The 15,192-nt window shown below is 65.4% G+C and carries 12 protein-coding genes; 6 read left to right on the top strand and 6 right to left on the bottom strand.

Going from position 1 to position 15,192, the window contains the following annotated elements; genetic code table 11:
• Nucleotides 1-137 precede the first annotated feature (137 nt).
• Nucleotides 138-365, top strand: a complete 228-nt coding sequence (gene rpmE, locus ACE103_RS04105; protein ID WP_223974299.1) for a 50S ribosomal protein L31 — start codon at nt 138-140, stop codon at nt 363-365.
• A 352-nt stretch (nt 366-717) separates the two neighbouring features.
• Here the strand turns inward: rpmE and ACE103_RS04100 are convergent, their stop codons facing one another.
• Complete coding sequence (locus ACE103_RS04100) at nt 718-1,335, bottom strand: LysE family translocator (RefSeq protein WP_375778422.1); 618 nt, start codon at nt 1,333-1,335, stop codon at nt 718-720.
• 149 nt (nt 1,336-1,484) lie between these two features.
• Nucleotides 1,485-2,111, bottom strand: a complete 627-nt coding sequence (locus ACE103_RS04095; protein ID WP_375781003.1) for an FMN-binding negative transcriptional regulator — start codon at nt 2,109-2,111, stop codon at nt 1,485-1,487.
• A gap of 86 nt (nt 2,112-2,197) precedes the next feature.
• On the opposite strand from ACE103_RS04095, the gene ACE103_RS04090 reads away from it, so the two are divergent.
• Nucleotides 2,198-3,718, top strand: coding sequence for a PLP-dependent aminotransferase family protein (locus tag ACE103_RS04090; protein WP_375781002.1), 1,521 nt, complete (start codon nt 2,198-2,200; stop codon nt 3,716-3,718).
• A 16-nt stretch (nt 3,719-3,734) separates the two neighbouring features.
• On the opposite strand, the gene ACE103_RS04085 is transcribed toward ACE103_RS04090, so the two are convergent.
• Together ACE103_RS04085 and ACE103_RS04080 are read right to left on the bottom strand one after the other, a co-directional pair.
• Complete coding sequence (locus tag ACE103_RS04085; RefSeq protein ID WP_375778421.1) at nt 3,735-4,247, bottom strand: DUF1465 family protein; 513 nt, start codon at nt 4,245-4,247, stop codon at nt 3,735-3,737.
• Nucleotides 4,248-4,754: 507 nt separating this feature from the next.
• A complete protein-coding gene (locus tag ACE103_RS04080; RefSeq protein WP_223974305.1) occupies nt 4,755-4,946 on the bottom strand; it encodes a DUF1192 domain-containing protein in 192 nt (63 codons plus the stop codon).
• Nucleotides 4,947-5,207: 261 nt separating this feature from the next.
• Here ACE103_RS04080 and metG point away from each other — a divergent pair, with 261 nt between their 5' ends.
• The 3 genes from metG (at nt 5,208) to ACE103_RS04065 (ending at nt 10,952) form a co-directional block, all read left to right on the top strand.
• Nucleotides 5,208-6,887 (top strand): methionine--tRNA ligase, encoded by a 1,680-nt coding sequence (gene metG / locus ACE103_RS04075; protein WP_375778420.1) that lies wholly within the window; start codon nt 5,208-5,210, stop codon nt 6,885-6,887.
• A gap of 69 nt (nt 6,888-6,956) precedes the next feature.
• Nucleotides 6,957-7,955, top strand: a complete 999-nt coding sequence (locus ACE103_RS04070) for an NAD(P)H-quinone oxidoreductase (protein ID WP_375778419.1) — start codon at nt 6,957-6,959, stop codon at nt 7,953-7,955.
• Nucleotides 7,956-8,075: 120 nt separating this feature from the next.
• A complete protein-coding gene (locus tag ACE103_RS04065) occupies nt 8,076-10,952 on the top strand; it encodes an EAL domain-containing protein (protein WP_375778418.1) in 2,877 nt (958 codons plus the stop codon).
• Nucleotides 10,953-11,032: 80 nt separating this feature from the next.
• On the opposite strand, the gene ACE103_RS04060 is transcribed toward ACE103_RS04065, so the two are convergent.
• The gene (locus ACE103_RS04060) at nt 11,033-11,290 is read right to left on the bottom strand and encodes a hypothetical protein (RefSeq protein WP_375778417.1); all 258 of its coding nucleotides are present in this window, start codon (nt 11,288-11,290) and stop codon (nt 11,033-11,035) included.
• A gap of 122 nt (nt 11,291-11,412) precedes the next feature.
• Here ACE103_RS04060 and ACE103_RS04055 point away from each other — a divergent pair, with 122 nt between their 5' ends.
• Entirely contained in the window at nt 11,413-12,906 is a 1,494-nt protein-coding gene (locus tag ACE103_RS04055) for a diguanylate cyclase (protein WP_375778416.1), read from the top strand.
• 223 nt (nt 12,907-13,129) lie between these two features.
• On the opposite strand, the gene ACE103_RS04050 is transcribed toward ACE103_RS04055, so the two are convergent.
• Nucleotides 13,130-15,190, bottom strand: a complete 2,061-nt coding sequence (locus ACE103_RS04050) for a DEAD/DEAH box helicase (RefSeq protein WP_375778415.1) — start codon at nt 15,188-15,190, stop codon at nt 13,130-13,132.
• Nucleotides 15,191-15,192: the final 2 nt, after the last annotated feature.

The raw sequence follows: 15,192 nt of genomic DNA, 5'->3' as shown, positions 1-15,192 counted from the left end.
TCCGGTAAAGTCCCAATCCGGTGATGGGCTTAAGCCCTTTCTTGGCTTGTTTTGGCGGGCACCATGGGTTATAGAGCCGCCCAAATCCCGTATCCAATACATCTTGAGACGGGCGCTGGCGCGCCGAAGGAACTGTCATGAAAGCCGATATTCATCCGAATTATCATACGATTAAGGTCGTCATGACCGACGGCACCGAGTACCTGACCCGCTCGACCTGGGGCAAGGAAGGCGACACGCTGAACCTCGACATCGACCCCAAGTCGCACCCGGCCTGGACCGGCGGCAGCCAGCAGCTGATGGACCGCGGCGGCCGTGTCTCGCGCTTCCAGAAGAAGTTTTCGGGCTTCCTCAAGAAGGACTAAAGTCCGCTTCCGGATTACCCTTGCGTTCACACGCAAAACGCCTCCGTTTCGGGGGCGTTTTTGTTTCGTGGGCTGCTCCGGATTGATTGGCTGCACGAGCGCGCGGCTCTCTCCATGCGTCGTCCTGGCGAAGGCCAGGACCCATAACCGCCGCATTCAGTGATGGAGCGGATCGTGGCCGCAGCGTCGCACAACAATTGAGATTCGGGGTAATGGGTCCTGGCTTTCGCCAGGACGACACCGGGTGTGGCGCACGGCCTGCATCCACAATCGTCGTCCCTGCGAAAGCAGGGACCCATAACCACAGGGTCGTGTTGTTGAAGACCGCTGTGACCCCCGCGGCGCCGCGACCTTAGCGATCCCCAAAGGCAAGCCGCGCGCCGAACGCGACCAGGATGCTGCCGCCGATCCGCTGCATGATCCGCTGCGACCTGCGGGAGCGCTGCAGCTTCGCCATCACGGCGCTGGCGAAGAACACGCAGACGATATCAACCGCCGAGAACATCAAATTGACAGTCGTGCCGAGCAGAAACAGCTGGGCCCAGACCGCCAGGCTCGCCGACGCATCGACGAACTGCGGCAGGAACGCCAGGAAGAAGATCGCGGTCTTCGGATTGAGCACCTCGACGACGATGCTTTGCGCGAACGCGCGCTCCGCGGAGAGCGGCGCCAACACGGGACGCTTGGCGGTGCCGCGATCGCGAAACAGCGACAGCCCGAGCCAGACCAGATAGGCCGCACCGGCAAGCTTCATCGCCATGAATAGCGGTGGCACCGCATGAAACAGCAGCGCAAGGCCGGCGGCCGCAGCGACGACATGGACATAGCCGCCGAGATGCAGGCCGAGCGAGGCCATCAGCCCGGCACGCCGACCGCCCGCCAGGGTGCGGGCTGCGGCGTACAGCATGGCCGGACCTGGGATCAAAGCGAAGGTCGCGGTTGTGATGGCGAAGGCGAGGTACAGTTCCATGTGTGGGCGTCAATCTCTGAAGGGGCTAAGCGAGCGCAACTTCCTCCGCCGTCGTTGCGAGCAAAGCGAAGCAATCCATCTACCCGCACATGCCCATGAATGGATTGCTTCGTCGCTGTCGCTCCTCGCAATGACTGGCTTGGAGCACGTCAGTTCGCCGGAATCATCGCAGCAACTTCGTGATCGACCGGATTGTCGCTGGCGCCAAGGCCCGCGATGACACCGGTGCGATCCTCGAGCTTGCGGTTCTGGCTCATCTTCTTCTTGGCGTCGATCCGGGTGATCGGCATCCGGAAGCCGACGATGCCGCGCAGCTGCGCCTTGATGAAATCGTCAGGCGCATCGCTGACCTGCCAGATTTCCTTGCGCGTACTCTCGTGCAACCGGGTCAGTCGCGTCACGACATCAAGCAGCCGGTCCGCATCCTCGAAGAACTCGGCCGACCCATACGCGTGCACGGCGAGGTAGTTCCAGGTCGGCACCACCTTGCCGTGCTCGGCCTTGGTCACATACCAGGACGGCGTCACATAGGCGTCAGGTCCCATGAAGATCGCCATCGCCTCGCCGACCGCGGGCAGCTTCCACTGCGGATTGGGCCGCGCGACGTGACCGTACAGCGTGCCGTAATCGCCTTCGCTTTCACTGAGGATCAACGGCAGTGGCGTTCCGATCAGCCCGTCCGCGGTTGCGGTGACCAGTGTCGCGAGCTTCGAGGCCCGCATCGCGGCGTGGATCGGGCCGAGTTCATCCATCTTGAAATGCGGCGGCAGGTACATTGCAGACCTCATCAATTGTTGCTCACACAATAGCGCTGAAGTGGCCTATGATAAGAGCCACTTTCGATCACAATGACTGGTCCACTATGCCCCGCCTGCGCGCCACCACCAGCATCCCCTCGCTGCGGACGGTCGATCGCACCGCCGGGCAGGTCGGACGGCAGATCGCGCGGGCCCTGCGCGCGGCCATCGCCAATGGCGAGCTAAAGGCCGGCGAATGTCTGCCGTCGACACGCGCGCTGTCGGCCTCGCTCGGCGTTGCGCGCGGCACGGTGACAGAAGCCTTCGAACAGTTGCAGGCCGAGGGCTATCTGGAATCGCAGGTCGGCGCCGGCACCCGCGTGGCGCCGACGCTTGCGGAGCAAGCACGGCCACCCCACCCGCCAGCCGGCCGCAGCCCGAACAAGCCTGCGCCGATCGCGTTGCCGCCGCGCGCGGTGCGGCTTGCCAAGGTGGTGACGGCCTTCACGCCGATGCCCGAAATCCCGTTCGCGATTGCGGTCCCCGGAGGCGCCGTCGCACCCGATGACAATTGGCGACGCCTCGGCAACCGCGTGCGCGCATCGCGCGCGGCGGCGCCTTCGAGCTACGGCGATCCGCGCGGCCTGACGGAGCTGCGGCAGGCGATCGCCGACTACGTGCGCAAATCCCGCGCGGTGCATTGCGAGCCCGAGCAGGTCGTGATCACGGCCGGCACGCAGCAGGGCCTCTACCTCGCCGGCCGCGTGCTGCTGTCGGCGGGCGATCGGGTGTGGACTGAGGATCCGGCCTATCCCGGCATGACGGCCGTGCTCGACGATCTCGATCTCGTCACCACGCGCGTACCGGTCGATGCACAAGGCATCGACGTCGATGCTGCGGTTGCCGCGTGTCCGGATGCGCGCGCAGCTTTCGTGACGCCCTCGCATCAATATCCGCTCGGCATGCCCTTGAGCATGGCCCGCCGCAACGCGCTGGTGGCGTGGGCGCAGCGAAGCAATGCGTGGATCGTCGAGGACGATTATGACAGCGAGCTGCGCTATGCGGGTCATCCGTTCCCGTCGATGCAAGGCCTCGCGCCGTCGCGCGTGATTTATCTGGGCACGCTGAGCAAGGTGCTGTTTCCCTCGCTGCGGCTCGGCTACGTCGTGGCGCCGCTGCCGCTGATCGACGCCTTCGCCGGTGCGCGGGCGCTGCTCGATCGGCATTCACCGACCGCCGACCAGCATGTGCTGGCGGCCTATATGCGCGAGGGGCTGTTCGAAGCGCACATCAGGCGCATTCGCGGCGTCTACGCCGCGCGCCGCGCGACACTGATCGCGGCGCTTGCGCGACACATGCCTGATGATTTCACGCTGCAGCCAAGCGACCAGGGCATGCATCTGTTGCTGTGGATGCCGCACGGCTTCGATGATGTGCAACTGGCGAAGACCGCGCTCGCCGACGGCATCGTGGTGCGGCCGATTTCACCGATGTACGAAGCAGCGGCGCGGCTCGGCCTCATGCTCGGCTTCGGCGGCTTCGAACCGGAGGAGCTGGAAGCAGCCGCGATACGGCTGCGACGCGTGATCGATCAGCACACGTCACAGCGGCGGGCCAAGCCACGCCGCACTGAGGCTTCACACTGAGCTGACTGTTCGTATCTTACTGCTCGAACGCGGCCTTGAGCCGGTTGAGCTGCGGCACCAGCGGGTTGCCGATCGACGAGCGATCCGGCGCCGGCGCGTGGATCGTGGTATCGAGGCGGCGGACGCGCGCCTGCAGATCCATCGAGCGGGCGATCAGCTGCTGCAATTGCTCCGGCAGCTTGGTCACCATGTCGACCGGGCCGGGATCGGCGGCCGACAGCTTCACCTTGGTCTTCTCGCGATTGGCCTGGGTCAGCGTCATCTCGCCTTCCTTGACCGCGCGATGCAGCAGCAGCCACGACGCAAGCTGCATCAACCGCGTGGTCAGGCGCATGCTCTCGGTGGCATAGGTCAGGCTGACGGAGCGTTCCAGCGCCTTGGCCTCGGCACGGCCCTCGCCGTCGAGATAGGCGGCGGTCTGCTCGACCAGGTCCATGCCTTCCCGGAACAGCACGCCAAATGCCGCAGAATTGGTCAGCCGTTCACTGAACAGCACAAGCCCGGCTTCGTTCTGGGAACGATCCGCCATGGTTAACGCCCTCACACCATCGTAACGCCCACTGGCATCTGACGCGCCAGCTTATGATGAACAAATCATTGCGCGGGCGCGCGGCAGAGTCCAGCCGCAACCGAATTTATGGTTTCCAACGGATAGGACGCACAAAAAAGAGCCGCCGTTTCCGGCGGCTTTTGAAGTTGATAACAGGGAGGCGTCAAACAGAGTGGACAGGAGCCACTCGGTGTCCAAACGAGGACAATGCAGTCATAATCGAGAAAGCTTAACCGATCGTAAATGAACGGATTTCTTCAGGCTTTGTTTGCCATGTCGGCCATTGACCTAGTTTGGGACAGGTCCAAGTTGATTCCCATGAGTCGTCCCGGCCTAGTGCGCAATTGCGCACGGGGGCCGGGACCCATAACCACCAATGCCCGCGTTGCGCGCAGCTGTGGCCCCAGCCGTACGCGACGATGAACAGCGGTGGTTATGGGTCCGGATCGCGCTCGCTTTGCTCGCTTGTCCGGGACGACGTGATGGCTACGACTTGAAGAACGCGTTCGCGGCGTCCTTTGACGCGCGCTTCTTCGTCATCGCCTCTTTCAGACGATCGACTTCGGTCGTGAGCAGCGCGATGCGCTCGGTCAATTCCTCGACCGACAGCAGCGAGAGATCCTGTCCGATCTCGTGGGTGATCTTCTTCCGCGGCCGGTCCTCATCCTCAATCGGCATGTGTCCTCCCCGCGATCATGATCTGGCGCCTGGCGTCCAGAGCTGGTAAATGTCGTTGTGCAGGAGAATTTTGCAGTGACTTTCGTGTGCGCGCAACATCTGACGCGAATGCCCCGGCCCGACCGCAAGGAGTCTGACCGGACGGGATAGTGCGCCTGCGCGCCAGGCATGAGCCGACCCCAAGCCCTTCCGATCACGCGGGAGGGCTTTTGATTTTTCCGATCTGGGGTCGGCATCACCGAACGCGAAAGACCCTAACCCATGACCAAAATTCTCATCACCAGCGCCCTTCCTTACGTGAACGGCGTCAAGCATCTCGGCAATCTGATCGGCTCGCTGCTGCCGGCCGACGTCCATGCCCGCTTCCGGCGGCAGACCGGTGACGACGTGCTCTTCATCTGCGCGACCGACGAGCACGGCACGCCGGCCGAGCTCGGCGCGATCGAGGCCGGGCAGGACGTCCGGGCGTTCTGCGACGCGCAGCACGCCGTCCAGGCCGACATCTACCGGCGCTTTGGCCTGTCGTTCGATCATTTCGGCCGCACCAGCTCGCCGCACAATCATGCGCTGACGCAACACTTCTATCGACGGCTCGACGCAGCCGGGCTGATCGAGGCGTGCACCGCGCGGCAGGTGTGGTCGCCGGCCGACCGGCGCTTCCTGCCCGACCGCTACGTGCTCGGCACCTGCCCGCATTGCGGCGATCCCAGCGCGCGCGGCGATCAATGCGACCATTGCGGCGCGCTGCTTGACCCGCCGGACCTGATTGACCCGCGCTCGGCGCTATCAGGCGACCGCGCGCTTGAGATCCGCGACAGCCGTCATCTGTTCCTGCGCCAGTCGCAACTGGTCGACCGCATCGGCGCATGGATCGACAGCCGCACCGGGTGGCCGCCCTTCGTGGTGTCGACCGCGAAGGGCTGGCTCAATGCCGAGCTGCGCGACCGCTGCATCACGCGCGATCTCGCCTGGGGCATTGCAGTCCCGCGCGAAGGTTTCGACGGCAAGGTGTTCTACGTCTGGTTCGATGCGCCGATCGGCTACATCGCAGCCACCCAGGAATGGGCCGCCGCCGCGCCCGGCCGCGACTGGCAGGATTGGTGGTGGCAGGCCGACGACGTCAGCTACATCCAGTTTCTCGGCAAGGACAACATCCCGTTCCACACCGTGAGCTTTCCGGCGACGCTGCTCGGCTCCGGCGAGCCGTGGAAGACCGCCGATGTGGTCAAGGGATTCCACTGGCTGAATTACGAGGGCGGCAAGTTCTCAACCAGCAGGAAGCGCGGCATCTTCACCGACGCGGCGCTTGAGGAGTTGCCGGCCGATCTTTGGCGCTGGTGGCTGATCGCCAACGCGCCCGAAAGCGCCGACACCGATTTCAGCGTCGCGAGATTCGTTGCCGATGTGAACAAGGATCTCGCCGATATCTTCGGCAATCTCGCCAACCGCATCATCAGCTTTGCGCACCGCGCCTTCGACGGCCGAACCCCGGATGGTGGTGTACCCGGTGAGGCCGAGCGGCAACTCGCGCTCGATCTGGAGCAGCGCATCGCAGCGCTGCACCGCCATCACACCGCGCTGGAGTTTCGCGCCGCTGCGGCAACAACTCGCGCGATCTGGGACACCGCGAACGCCTACCTGCAACACACCGCGCCATGGACGGCGATCAAGTCCGATCCGGCACGCGCCGCGATCATCACCCGCACGGGCCTGAATCTCGTCGCGCTCTGCGCTACGCTGGCGTGGAGCATCGCGCCTGATCTCGCGGCGCGCCTGCTTGGCGCGCTCGGTCGCGACGATGTGATCCCGTCCTGGCCCAATGGCCCACTCATCCCGCTACTGGATCAAGGCGCCGGTACGCCGGTCGCAAGGCTCGGCCCGCTGGTCGAGAAAATCAGCCCCGAAAAAGCCGACCATCTGACCAGGCGGTTCGGGACTTAATGGCGTTTCGCTTCGTTGCAAAAGGCGGTATGCCACAAGCCAATCCTCTTCACTGACCAGGGACGAACCATGCCAAACCTGCCCGCGCAAATGACCGTTGTTGCCATCAGCAAGCCAGGTGGCCCGGAGGTGCTGGTGCCGGAGACCCGCGCGCTGCCGGTGCCTGGTCCCGGCGAAATCCTGGTCAAGGTCGCGGCCGCCGGCGTCAATCGCCCTGATGTCGCGCAGCGCTCCGGCTCCTATCCGCCGCCGCCCGGCGCGAGCGACCTGCCTGGCCTCGAGATCGCAGGCGAAGTGGTCGCACTCGGCGATGGCGCCAAGCACAAGATCGGCGACAAGGTGATGTCGCTCGTCGCCGGCGGCGGCTACGCGCAATATTGCATCGCGCAGGACGCGCAGGCGATGACGGTGCCGCCGCAGCTCACGATGCAGGAAGCCGGCGCTATTCCGGAAACGCTGATGACCGTCTGGCACAACGTGTTCGAGCGCGGCGCGCTCAAAGCCGGCGAGACGCTGCTGATTCACGGCGGCTCGTCGGGCATCGGCACGATGGCGATCCAGCTTGCCAAGGCGTTCGGCGCCAAGGTGATCGTCACCGTCGGCTCGCAGGACAAGGCCGACGCCTGCCTCAAGCTCGGTGCCGATCGCGCGGTCAACTACAAGACCGAGGATTTCGTCGAGGCGGTGAAGCAGGCGACCGGCAGCAACGGCGCCGATGTCATCCTCGACATGGTGGGCGGCGACTATATCGACCGGAACTATGACGCCGCCGCGGTCGAGGGCCGCATCGTCCAGATCGCGTTCCTGTCGGGAACACCGAAGGCCACAGCCAATTTCGCCAAGCTGATGGTCAAGCGGCTGCACCACACCGGCTCGACCCTGCGCCCCCGTAGTAATGCGGACAAGGCGGCGATGGTCGCGGCGATCGAGGCGAAGGTGCTGCCGCTACTGCGCGAAGGTCGCGTCAAACCGCTGATGGACAGCACATTCCCGCTGGAAAAGGCCGCCGATGCGCACCGCCGCATGGAGACCAGCGAACATATTGGCAAAATTGTGTTGGTGGTTTAACTCTCGCAACGGAAGCAGGGGCGGAAACCCTTTGATTCCCTTCGCTTTCGTGTCATTTATCGCGCCACCTCCGGGCCGGTCGCCGGGCCCGGGCAGTTTGTCGATCGCGGAGTACTGACATTGCGTCTGATCAGGTGCCTTGCGCTGCTGGCGCTGGGCCTCATGATGTTTGCCGCTGCGCCTGACGCGTATGCGATCGACGCGGTCAGCGTGCGCAGCGATGCGCCGGCGATCGACCTCACCGCGGTTCTCGACCACCAACGCAGCGAAGCCGACCGCATCCAGGTTTCCACCGCACCTGGAACCGACGGCATCGTGCGCCGCATCGAAGTTCGCGCCCGCGAAGGCGGCCAGAACTGGGTGGTGTTCGCGCTCGCCAACAACACCGACGACCAGCTCGACCGCCTGATCGTCGCGCCGCACTATCGCATCGTGTCATCAGGCCTGTTGTGGCCCGACCTCGGCCTGTCGCGTATCGCGACCATCACGCCGTCGGTCGGCGATCGTCCCGAGCGGCAGGAGAGCCCGACCGCCGACGTGTTCCGCATCACCCTCGATCCCGGCGCCGTCGTCACCTATGTCGCGGAACTGCGCACCGACAAGCTGCCACAGCTCTATCTGTGGGAACCCGACGCCTACAAGGACAAGGTCAACTCGTTCACGCTGTACCAGGGCATCGTGATCGGCATCTCGGGCCTGCTCGCGCTCGTGCTCACGATCTTGTTTGTGGTCAAGGGCAGCATCATGTTCCCCGCCGCCGCGGCACTGGCCTGGGCGGTGCTGGTCTATATCGGCGTCGACTTCGGCTTCTGGGGCAAAGTGCTCGACATGTCGAACAACGCCGAGCGCGTCTGGCGCGCGGCGGGCGAAGCGATCCTCGCGGCGACGCTGCTCGTATTCCTGTTCGCCTACCTCAATCTCAGTCGTTGGCATGTGCGCTACTCGCACATCACGATCGGCTGGCTCGTCTTCCTCGGCTCGCTGGTGGCGCTGGCGTTGTTCGACCCCGCGGTCGCCTCCGGCATCGCGCGGATGTCGCTGGTGATGATCGCCTTCGCCGGCTTCGCACTGATCGTCTATCTCTCGACCCACGGCTTCGACCGCGCGGTGCTGTTGATCCCGACCTGGTTCCTGCTGGTGGTCTGGGTGGTCGCGGCCGGCATGACGGTCGCCGGTTCCGTCACCAACGACATCGTCGGCCCGGCGCTGCTCGGCGGCCTGGTGCTGATCGTGATGCTGATCGGATTTACGGTGATGCAGCACGCTTTCGCCGGCGGCGGCGCCACCACCGGTGTCGTCTCCGACGTCGAGCGCCGCGCGCTGGCGCTGACCGGCTCCGGCGATCTGATCTGGGACTGGGACGTGTCTGCCGACAAGGTGTTCACCAGCCCGGAGACCGAGGCCCTGCTCGGCCTCAAGCGCGGCACGCTGGAGGGTCCGGCGGCGAAATGGCTCGAAGTGCTGCACCCGCTCGACCAGGACCGCTTCCGCGCCGCGCTCGACAGTGTGCTCGACCAACGCCGCGGCCGCCTGGTGCAGGATTTCCGGCTGCGTACGCCCGACGGCCACTTCATGTGGTTCGCGCTGAAGGCGCGGCCCGTGGTCGGCTCCGACGGCGAGGTCTCGCGCGTGGTCGGCACCCTGACCGACGTCACCGAGTTCAAGAACTCCGAAGAGCGGATGCTGCATGACTCGGTGCACGACAATCTGACCGGCCTGCCGAACCGCCGGCTGTTCATGGATCGCCTCGGTGCGGTTGCTAACCTCGCCAAGACCATGCCGAACCTGCGGCCGACCTTGATGGTGATCGATCTCGACCGCTTCAAGCAGGTCAACGATTCCGTCGGCATCGCCGTCGGCGATTCCATCCTGCTGACGCTGGCGCGGCGGCTGACCCGCATCCTCAAGCCGCAGGACACGCTGGCGCGCATGGCCGGCGATCAGTTCGGTCTGATCCTGCTGTCGGAGCAGGACCCGGCGCGGATCACCAATTTCGCCGAGACCATCCGCAAGACCATCCGTGCGCCGATCGCGTTCAACGACCGCGAGATCTTCCTGACCGCCTCGATCGGCCTTGCGCTGTCCGATCCGGCGGCGCCGCTCACCGACGAGATCATCAAGGACGCCGAGCTTGCGATGTATCATTCGAAGCGGATCGGCGGCGACCGCATCGACGTCTACAAGCCGGCGATGCGGGCGCGGAAGACCGACCGCCTGACGCTCGAGAGCGACCTGCGCCGCGCCATCGAGCGCCAGGAGCTCACCATCCTGTACCAGCCGATCGTGCGGCTGGAAGATCGGGCCATCGCGGGCTTCGAGGCGCTGGTGCGCTGGGACCATCCCAAGCTCGGCCGGATGTCGCCGTCGGAATTCATCAACGTCGCCGAGGAAACCGGTCTGATCGTCGATCTCGGCATGTTCGTGATGGACCAGACCGCGCGCCAGCTCGCGGTGTGGCAGCGCGCGATGCGCGCCCGCGAGCCGATCTTCGCGTCGGTCAACGTGTCGTCGCGGCAATTGCTGCGCCACGATTTGATCCACGATATCCGCACCGTGCTGTCGCGCTCCTCGGTGGCGCGCGGCACGCTGAAGCTGGAGCTGACGGAATCGCTGGTCATGGAGAATCCCGAGCACGCCGCCCAGATGCTGGCGCGGATCCGCGAGCTCGGCACCGGGCTGTCGCTCGACGATTTCGGCACCGGACATTCCTCGCTGTCCTATCTGCAGCGCTTCCCGTTCGACACCATCAAGATCGACCAGTCGTTCGTCCGCACCACCAGCCGCGGCACCCGCCCGGTGATCCTGAAATCGATCATCGCGCTGGCGCACGATCTCGGTATGGAAGTGGTGGCGGAAGGCGCCGAGACGGATTCGGACGCCGTCGAACTCTACCAGCTCGGCTGCGAATACGCGCAGGGCTTCGCCTTCGGCGAGCCGATGGATGCGGATGCCGCGACGCGCCTGCTCACCGAGGAACGGCTGGAAGCCGCGAGCTAAAGCGCGACGAGAGCGCTTTAGCCGTTTGTTTTGCGCATGATCTATTCGGAAAACCGCTTCGCACTTTTCCGGACCATGCGCTAGCGCGGCTTCGGCATGCGCTTGAACTTGACGCTCTTGCCGTCGGCCTGGCGCGTGGCGATATAGCCGGCGTCGAGGCAGGCTTCGCGCTGCGGCATCTTCTCCTGCGGGCTGCGCAGGGTTTCCCACCACGACGCCCGGTGCGCGGCGCGCGGCAACGCCGCATCGATGATCGCCTCGATCTCGTCGAAGGTCAGCACGAATTCGGGCAAATGCTGCTTCTTCAGATAGTCCCGCAGCGCGTCGTAGTCGTTCACAACATCCTCGATGACAAAAAATCAGGTCCCGGCAACCACCCGTTAACCCATTCGGCGGCCGCTGTCGCCATTTAAGGCGACAACAAGATTTCCCGTTGCATGACGGCGCTTTGGAGCGGGACATGCCATTTCGACGGGGAAACGACGCAAGGCGGCGCTGGCGGCTATCGGCTAAGCTGCTGATCGCTGCATCCGTTGCGACCGTCGTCGGCTTCTCCGCGGTCTGCGCCGGCGTGATGTTCGACATGCGCCGCGGCGAGGAACAGCTGGCCCGCCGCACCCTGGAGAATCTGGCGTCAGGCATCGAGGCCGACATCAGCCGCAACATCGAGCTCTACGACCTGTCGCTGCGCGCGGTCGCCAGCAATCTGGAAATGCCGGAGATCCGCGGCGTCAGCAAGGAACTGCGCCAGCTGATCCTGTTCGATCACGCCGCGACCGCAAAGCATTTCGGCGCGATCCAGGTGTTCGACACCAAGGGCAATCTGACCATCGACGCGGCGAGCCTCGATCCGCAGCCGGAGAACCGCAGCGACGAGGAGTATTTCGCCATCCAGCGCGATCATCCCGACACCGGGCTGTATGTCAGCCGGCCGATGCTGCATCGCGGCGCCTACGCCATCGTGCTGAGCCGGCGTATCACCGGTGAGGACGGCCGCTTTCTCGGCGTCGTGGTCGGCTCGATCCGCTTCAGCTACTTCCACGATCTGTTCGGGCGGCTGAACCTCACCCCGGGCGACACCATCACGGTGCTGCGCAACGACCGCACCATCATCATGCGGACGCCGTTCGATCTCGACGTGATCGGCAAGAACCTCGCCGAGCAGCTGGACTGGAGATCCGAGAACCTGAAGGTGGGCGGCGCATTCTCCGGCAAGGGCCCGGTCGACGACACGCCGCGGCTCTATGTCAGGCGCAGCAGCAGCGGGCCGCTTTACGTCGTGGTCGGCAAGCCGCTCGAAGCCGTCTTCAATCTATGGCGCACCGAGGCGATCAGGATCGGCGCGATCATGGCCTTTCTGGTGCTGTTCGTGCTCAGCGCGACGCTGGTGCTGGCCCGCGAGATCGTCCGCCGCGCCGACGCCGAGGACAAGCTCGAGGAACTGGCGACCACCGACGCCCTCACCGGCCTGAAGAACCGGCGCAAGTTCGATGCCGAGATCGACCGCGAATGGCGCCGTGCCGGCCGCTACGGCCAGCCGGTCGCGCTGCTGATGATCGATGCCGATCACTTCAAGGCCTACAACGACACCTACGGACACCAGGCCGGCGACCAGGTGCTGGTCGGGATCGCGATCTGCATTTCGGATGCGGTGCGCCGTGCCGGCGATTGTCCGGCGCGCTTCGGCGGCGAGGAGTTCGCCGTGCTGCTGCCCAACATGACTGCACTCGAGGCCTTCAATCTGGCCGAGACGATCCGCGGCAAGGTCCAGCAGTGGTGCGAGGGCGAGCTGATCACGACGGTGAGCGTCGGCGTCGCCAGCATGCGGCCGCTCGCAGGCCAGCAATGGTCCGACCTGATCGAAGCCGCCGACAAGGCGCTCTACGCCGCCAAGGCCAACGGCCGCAACCAGTCGGTGCTCGCCACCGTGCCGAAGATGGCGCTGGTGGCGTGAGTTCGGCTTCGTACGTCAAATAGCATATTCGGTGTCATCACCCGCGCATGCGGGTGATCCAGAATTCCAGAGGCGCCAGTGCTTGAGCCCAGAAGCCGCGGCGTACTGGATCGCCCGGTCGAGCCGGGCGATGACAGGTGTTGGTTGGGACGCAGTTTTGCATTCTCGCGACATGGCTCGTCGCGGAATGCTGACCGAAACGCCGCGCCGCGCTGACGCCAACTCAGCCGCGGTGCTTCTTCTTTGGCTTCTTGCCGAACTTCGGTTTCGCGGGCGATACGTCTGGCCAGTGTCCGGCCTGGCCCGGCTTGTTCCGATTCTTCTTTTTCTTGCCGAACCCTGGCTCGCTGTCGAATTTCGGCTTCGCGCCCTTTCCGTCCCGATTGGATCGGAACGGGGCTCCGGATTCTTGCCTTGGCGCGTAGTCTTCACGCGAACGGCCCGCACCTTCGCTCGCAAACGCTCGCGCCTCGCGGTCCGGCTTGCCGCGTCGCTTGGCAGCCACCTCGTCACGCGGCTCATCGCGGCGCGGTGCGCTGTGGCCGCCGTCATCCTTGTCGCGCCAAGGCTCGTGCCTGGGCTTGCGCGCCGGCTTGTCTGAGGGGGCCTGGCGCTGCGGAGCGTCCGCCAACGGCTCGATGCGGATGGTGTCTTCCTTGTCCGGACGCTTGATCTTGACCGCGAAGGAATCCGCGACCCGCGCGGCGATCTCGAACTCGGTGGTCGTATCCGAGATCTTGATGGCGCCGATGTCGTGCTTGTCGATGCCGCCGCGGCGGCAGATCATCGGCAACAGCCAGCGGGCTTCGGCATTCTTCCTGCGTCCGATCGAGGCGCGGAACCAGACGGTAGCCTCCTCCATGCCGTGACGCGGGGAAGCCTTGCCGGCCTTCGATCGCGGCCCGGCCGGACGATCCTCGCGGCGCGAGGTGCGCTCGCCACGGCGATCGTCGCGTTCGCGGCCGCGTCCCTCGCCGGGATCGAGAATGTCTTCAGGCGCAGGCAGCCGCGCGCGATAGAACCGGGCCAGCGCCGCGGCGATCGCCTCGGGCGACCGTTCGGCAAGCAAGGCTTGCGCGAGCGCCAGGTCGTCGGAGGTCGTCTCCTCGGAGAACACCGCATCCTGCATCAGGCGGTCATGGTCGAGCTTGCGGATCTCGTCCGCCTGCGGCGCAGAACCCCAGACCACATCGATGCCGGCCAGATTCAGCAGCAATTCGGCGCGGCGCCGCCGTGCCGGCGGGACCAGCAGGATGCTGACACCCTTGCGGCCGGCGCGGCCGGTGCGGCCCGAGCGATGCTGCATGACCTCCGGGTCTTTCGGCAGATCGGCATGAATGACGAGATCGAGGCTCGGCAGGTCGATGCCGCGCGCCGCCACGTCGGTCGCGACACAGACCCTGGACCGTCCGTCGCGCAACGCCTGCAGCGCCTGGGTGCGCTCGTTCTGGGTCATTTCGCCTGACAGCGAGGCCACCGAGAACCCGCGCTCGAGCAGCGCCGCCTGCAAATGCCTGACGGCTTCTCGCGTGTTGCAAAACACCAGCGCGCTCGGCGCCTCATGGAAGCGCAGCACGTTGACGACCGCGTGCTCGACATCGTCGGCGGCCACCCGGATGGCGCGGTACTCGATATCGGCGTGGCCGCCCTCGTCGCCCGCGACCTCGATCCGGAACGCCTGCTGCTGATACTGCTTGGCCAGCGCGACGATGCCGCGCGGAAACGTCGCCGAGAACAGCAAGGTGCGGCGGGTGTCCGGCGTGGTCTCGAGAATGAACTCCATGTCCTCGCGGAAGCCGAGATTGAGCATCTCATCGGCCTCGTCGAGAACGACGACCCGCAAGCCCGAAATATCGAGACGGCCGCGCCGCAAATGGTCGCACAACCGGCCGGGCGTGCCGACCACGATGTGGGCGCCTGCGGCAAGCTCGCGCTGCTCGCGGCGCGGGTCCATGCCGCCGACGCAGGAGACGACGCGACCATCGGCATGTTCATAGAGCCATGCGAGCTCGCGCTGAACCTGCAAGGCGAGCTCGCGGGTCGGCGCGACGATCAGCGCCAGCGGCGCGGCCGCCGGCTCGAACCGCTCGGCGCCGTCGAGCAGGTCCTTTGCCATGGCCAATCCGTAGGCAACGGTCTTGCCTGAGCCGGTTTGGGCCGAAACGAGCAGATCACGGTCAACGGCGTCGTCCGCGAGCACGGCAAGCTGGACGGGGGTCGGCTGTTCGTAGTTGCGCTCAGCCAAGGCGCGGGCGAGCGGCGAACTTGTGGTCGGAAAGGGCACGG

Source organism: Bradyrhizobium sp. ma5 (assembly GCF_042258955.1).
Classification (GTDB): Bacteria; Pseudomonadota; Alphaproteobacteria; order Rhizobiales; family Xanthobacteraceae; genus Bradyrhizobium.
Note: the sequence above shows the minus strand (reverse complement) of the source record. Positions and strands in the feature narration are given on the sequence as shown.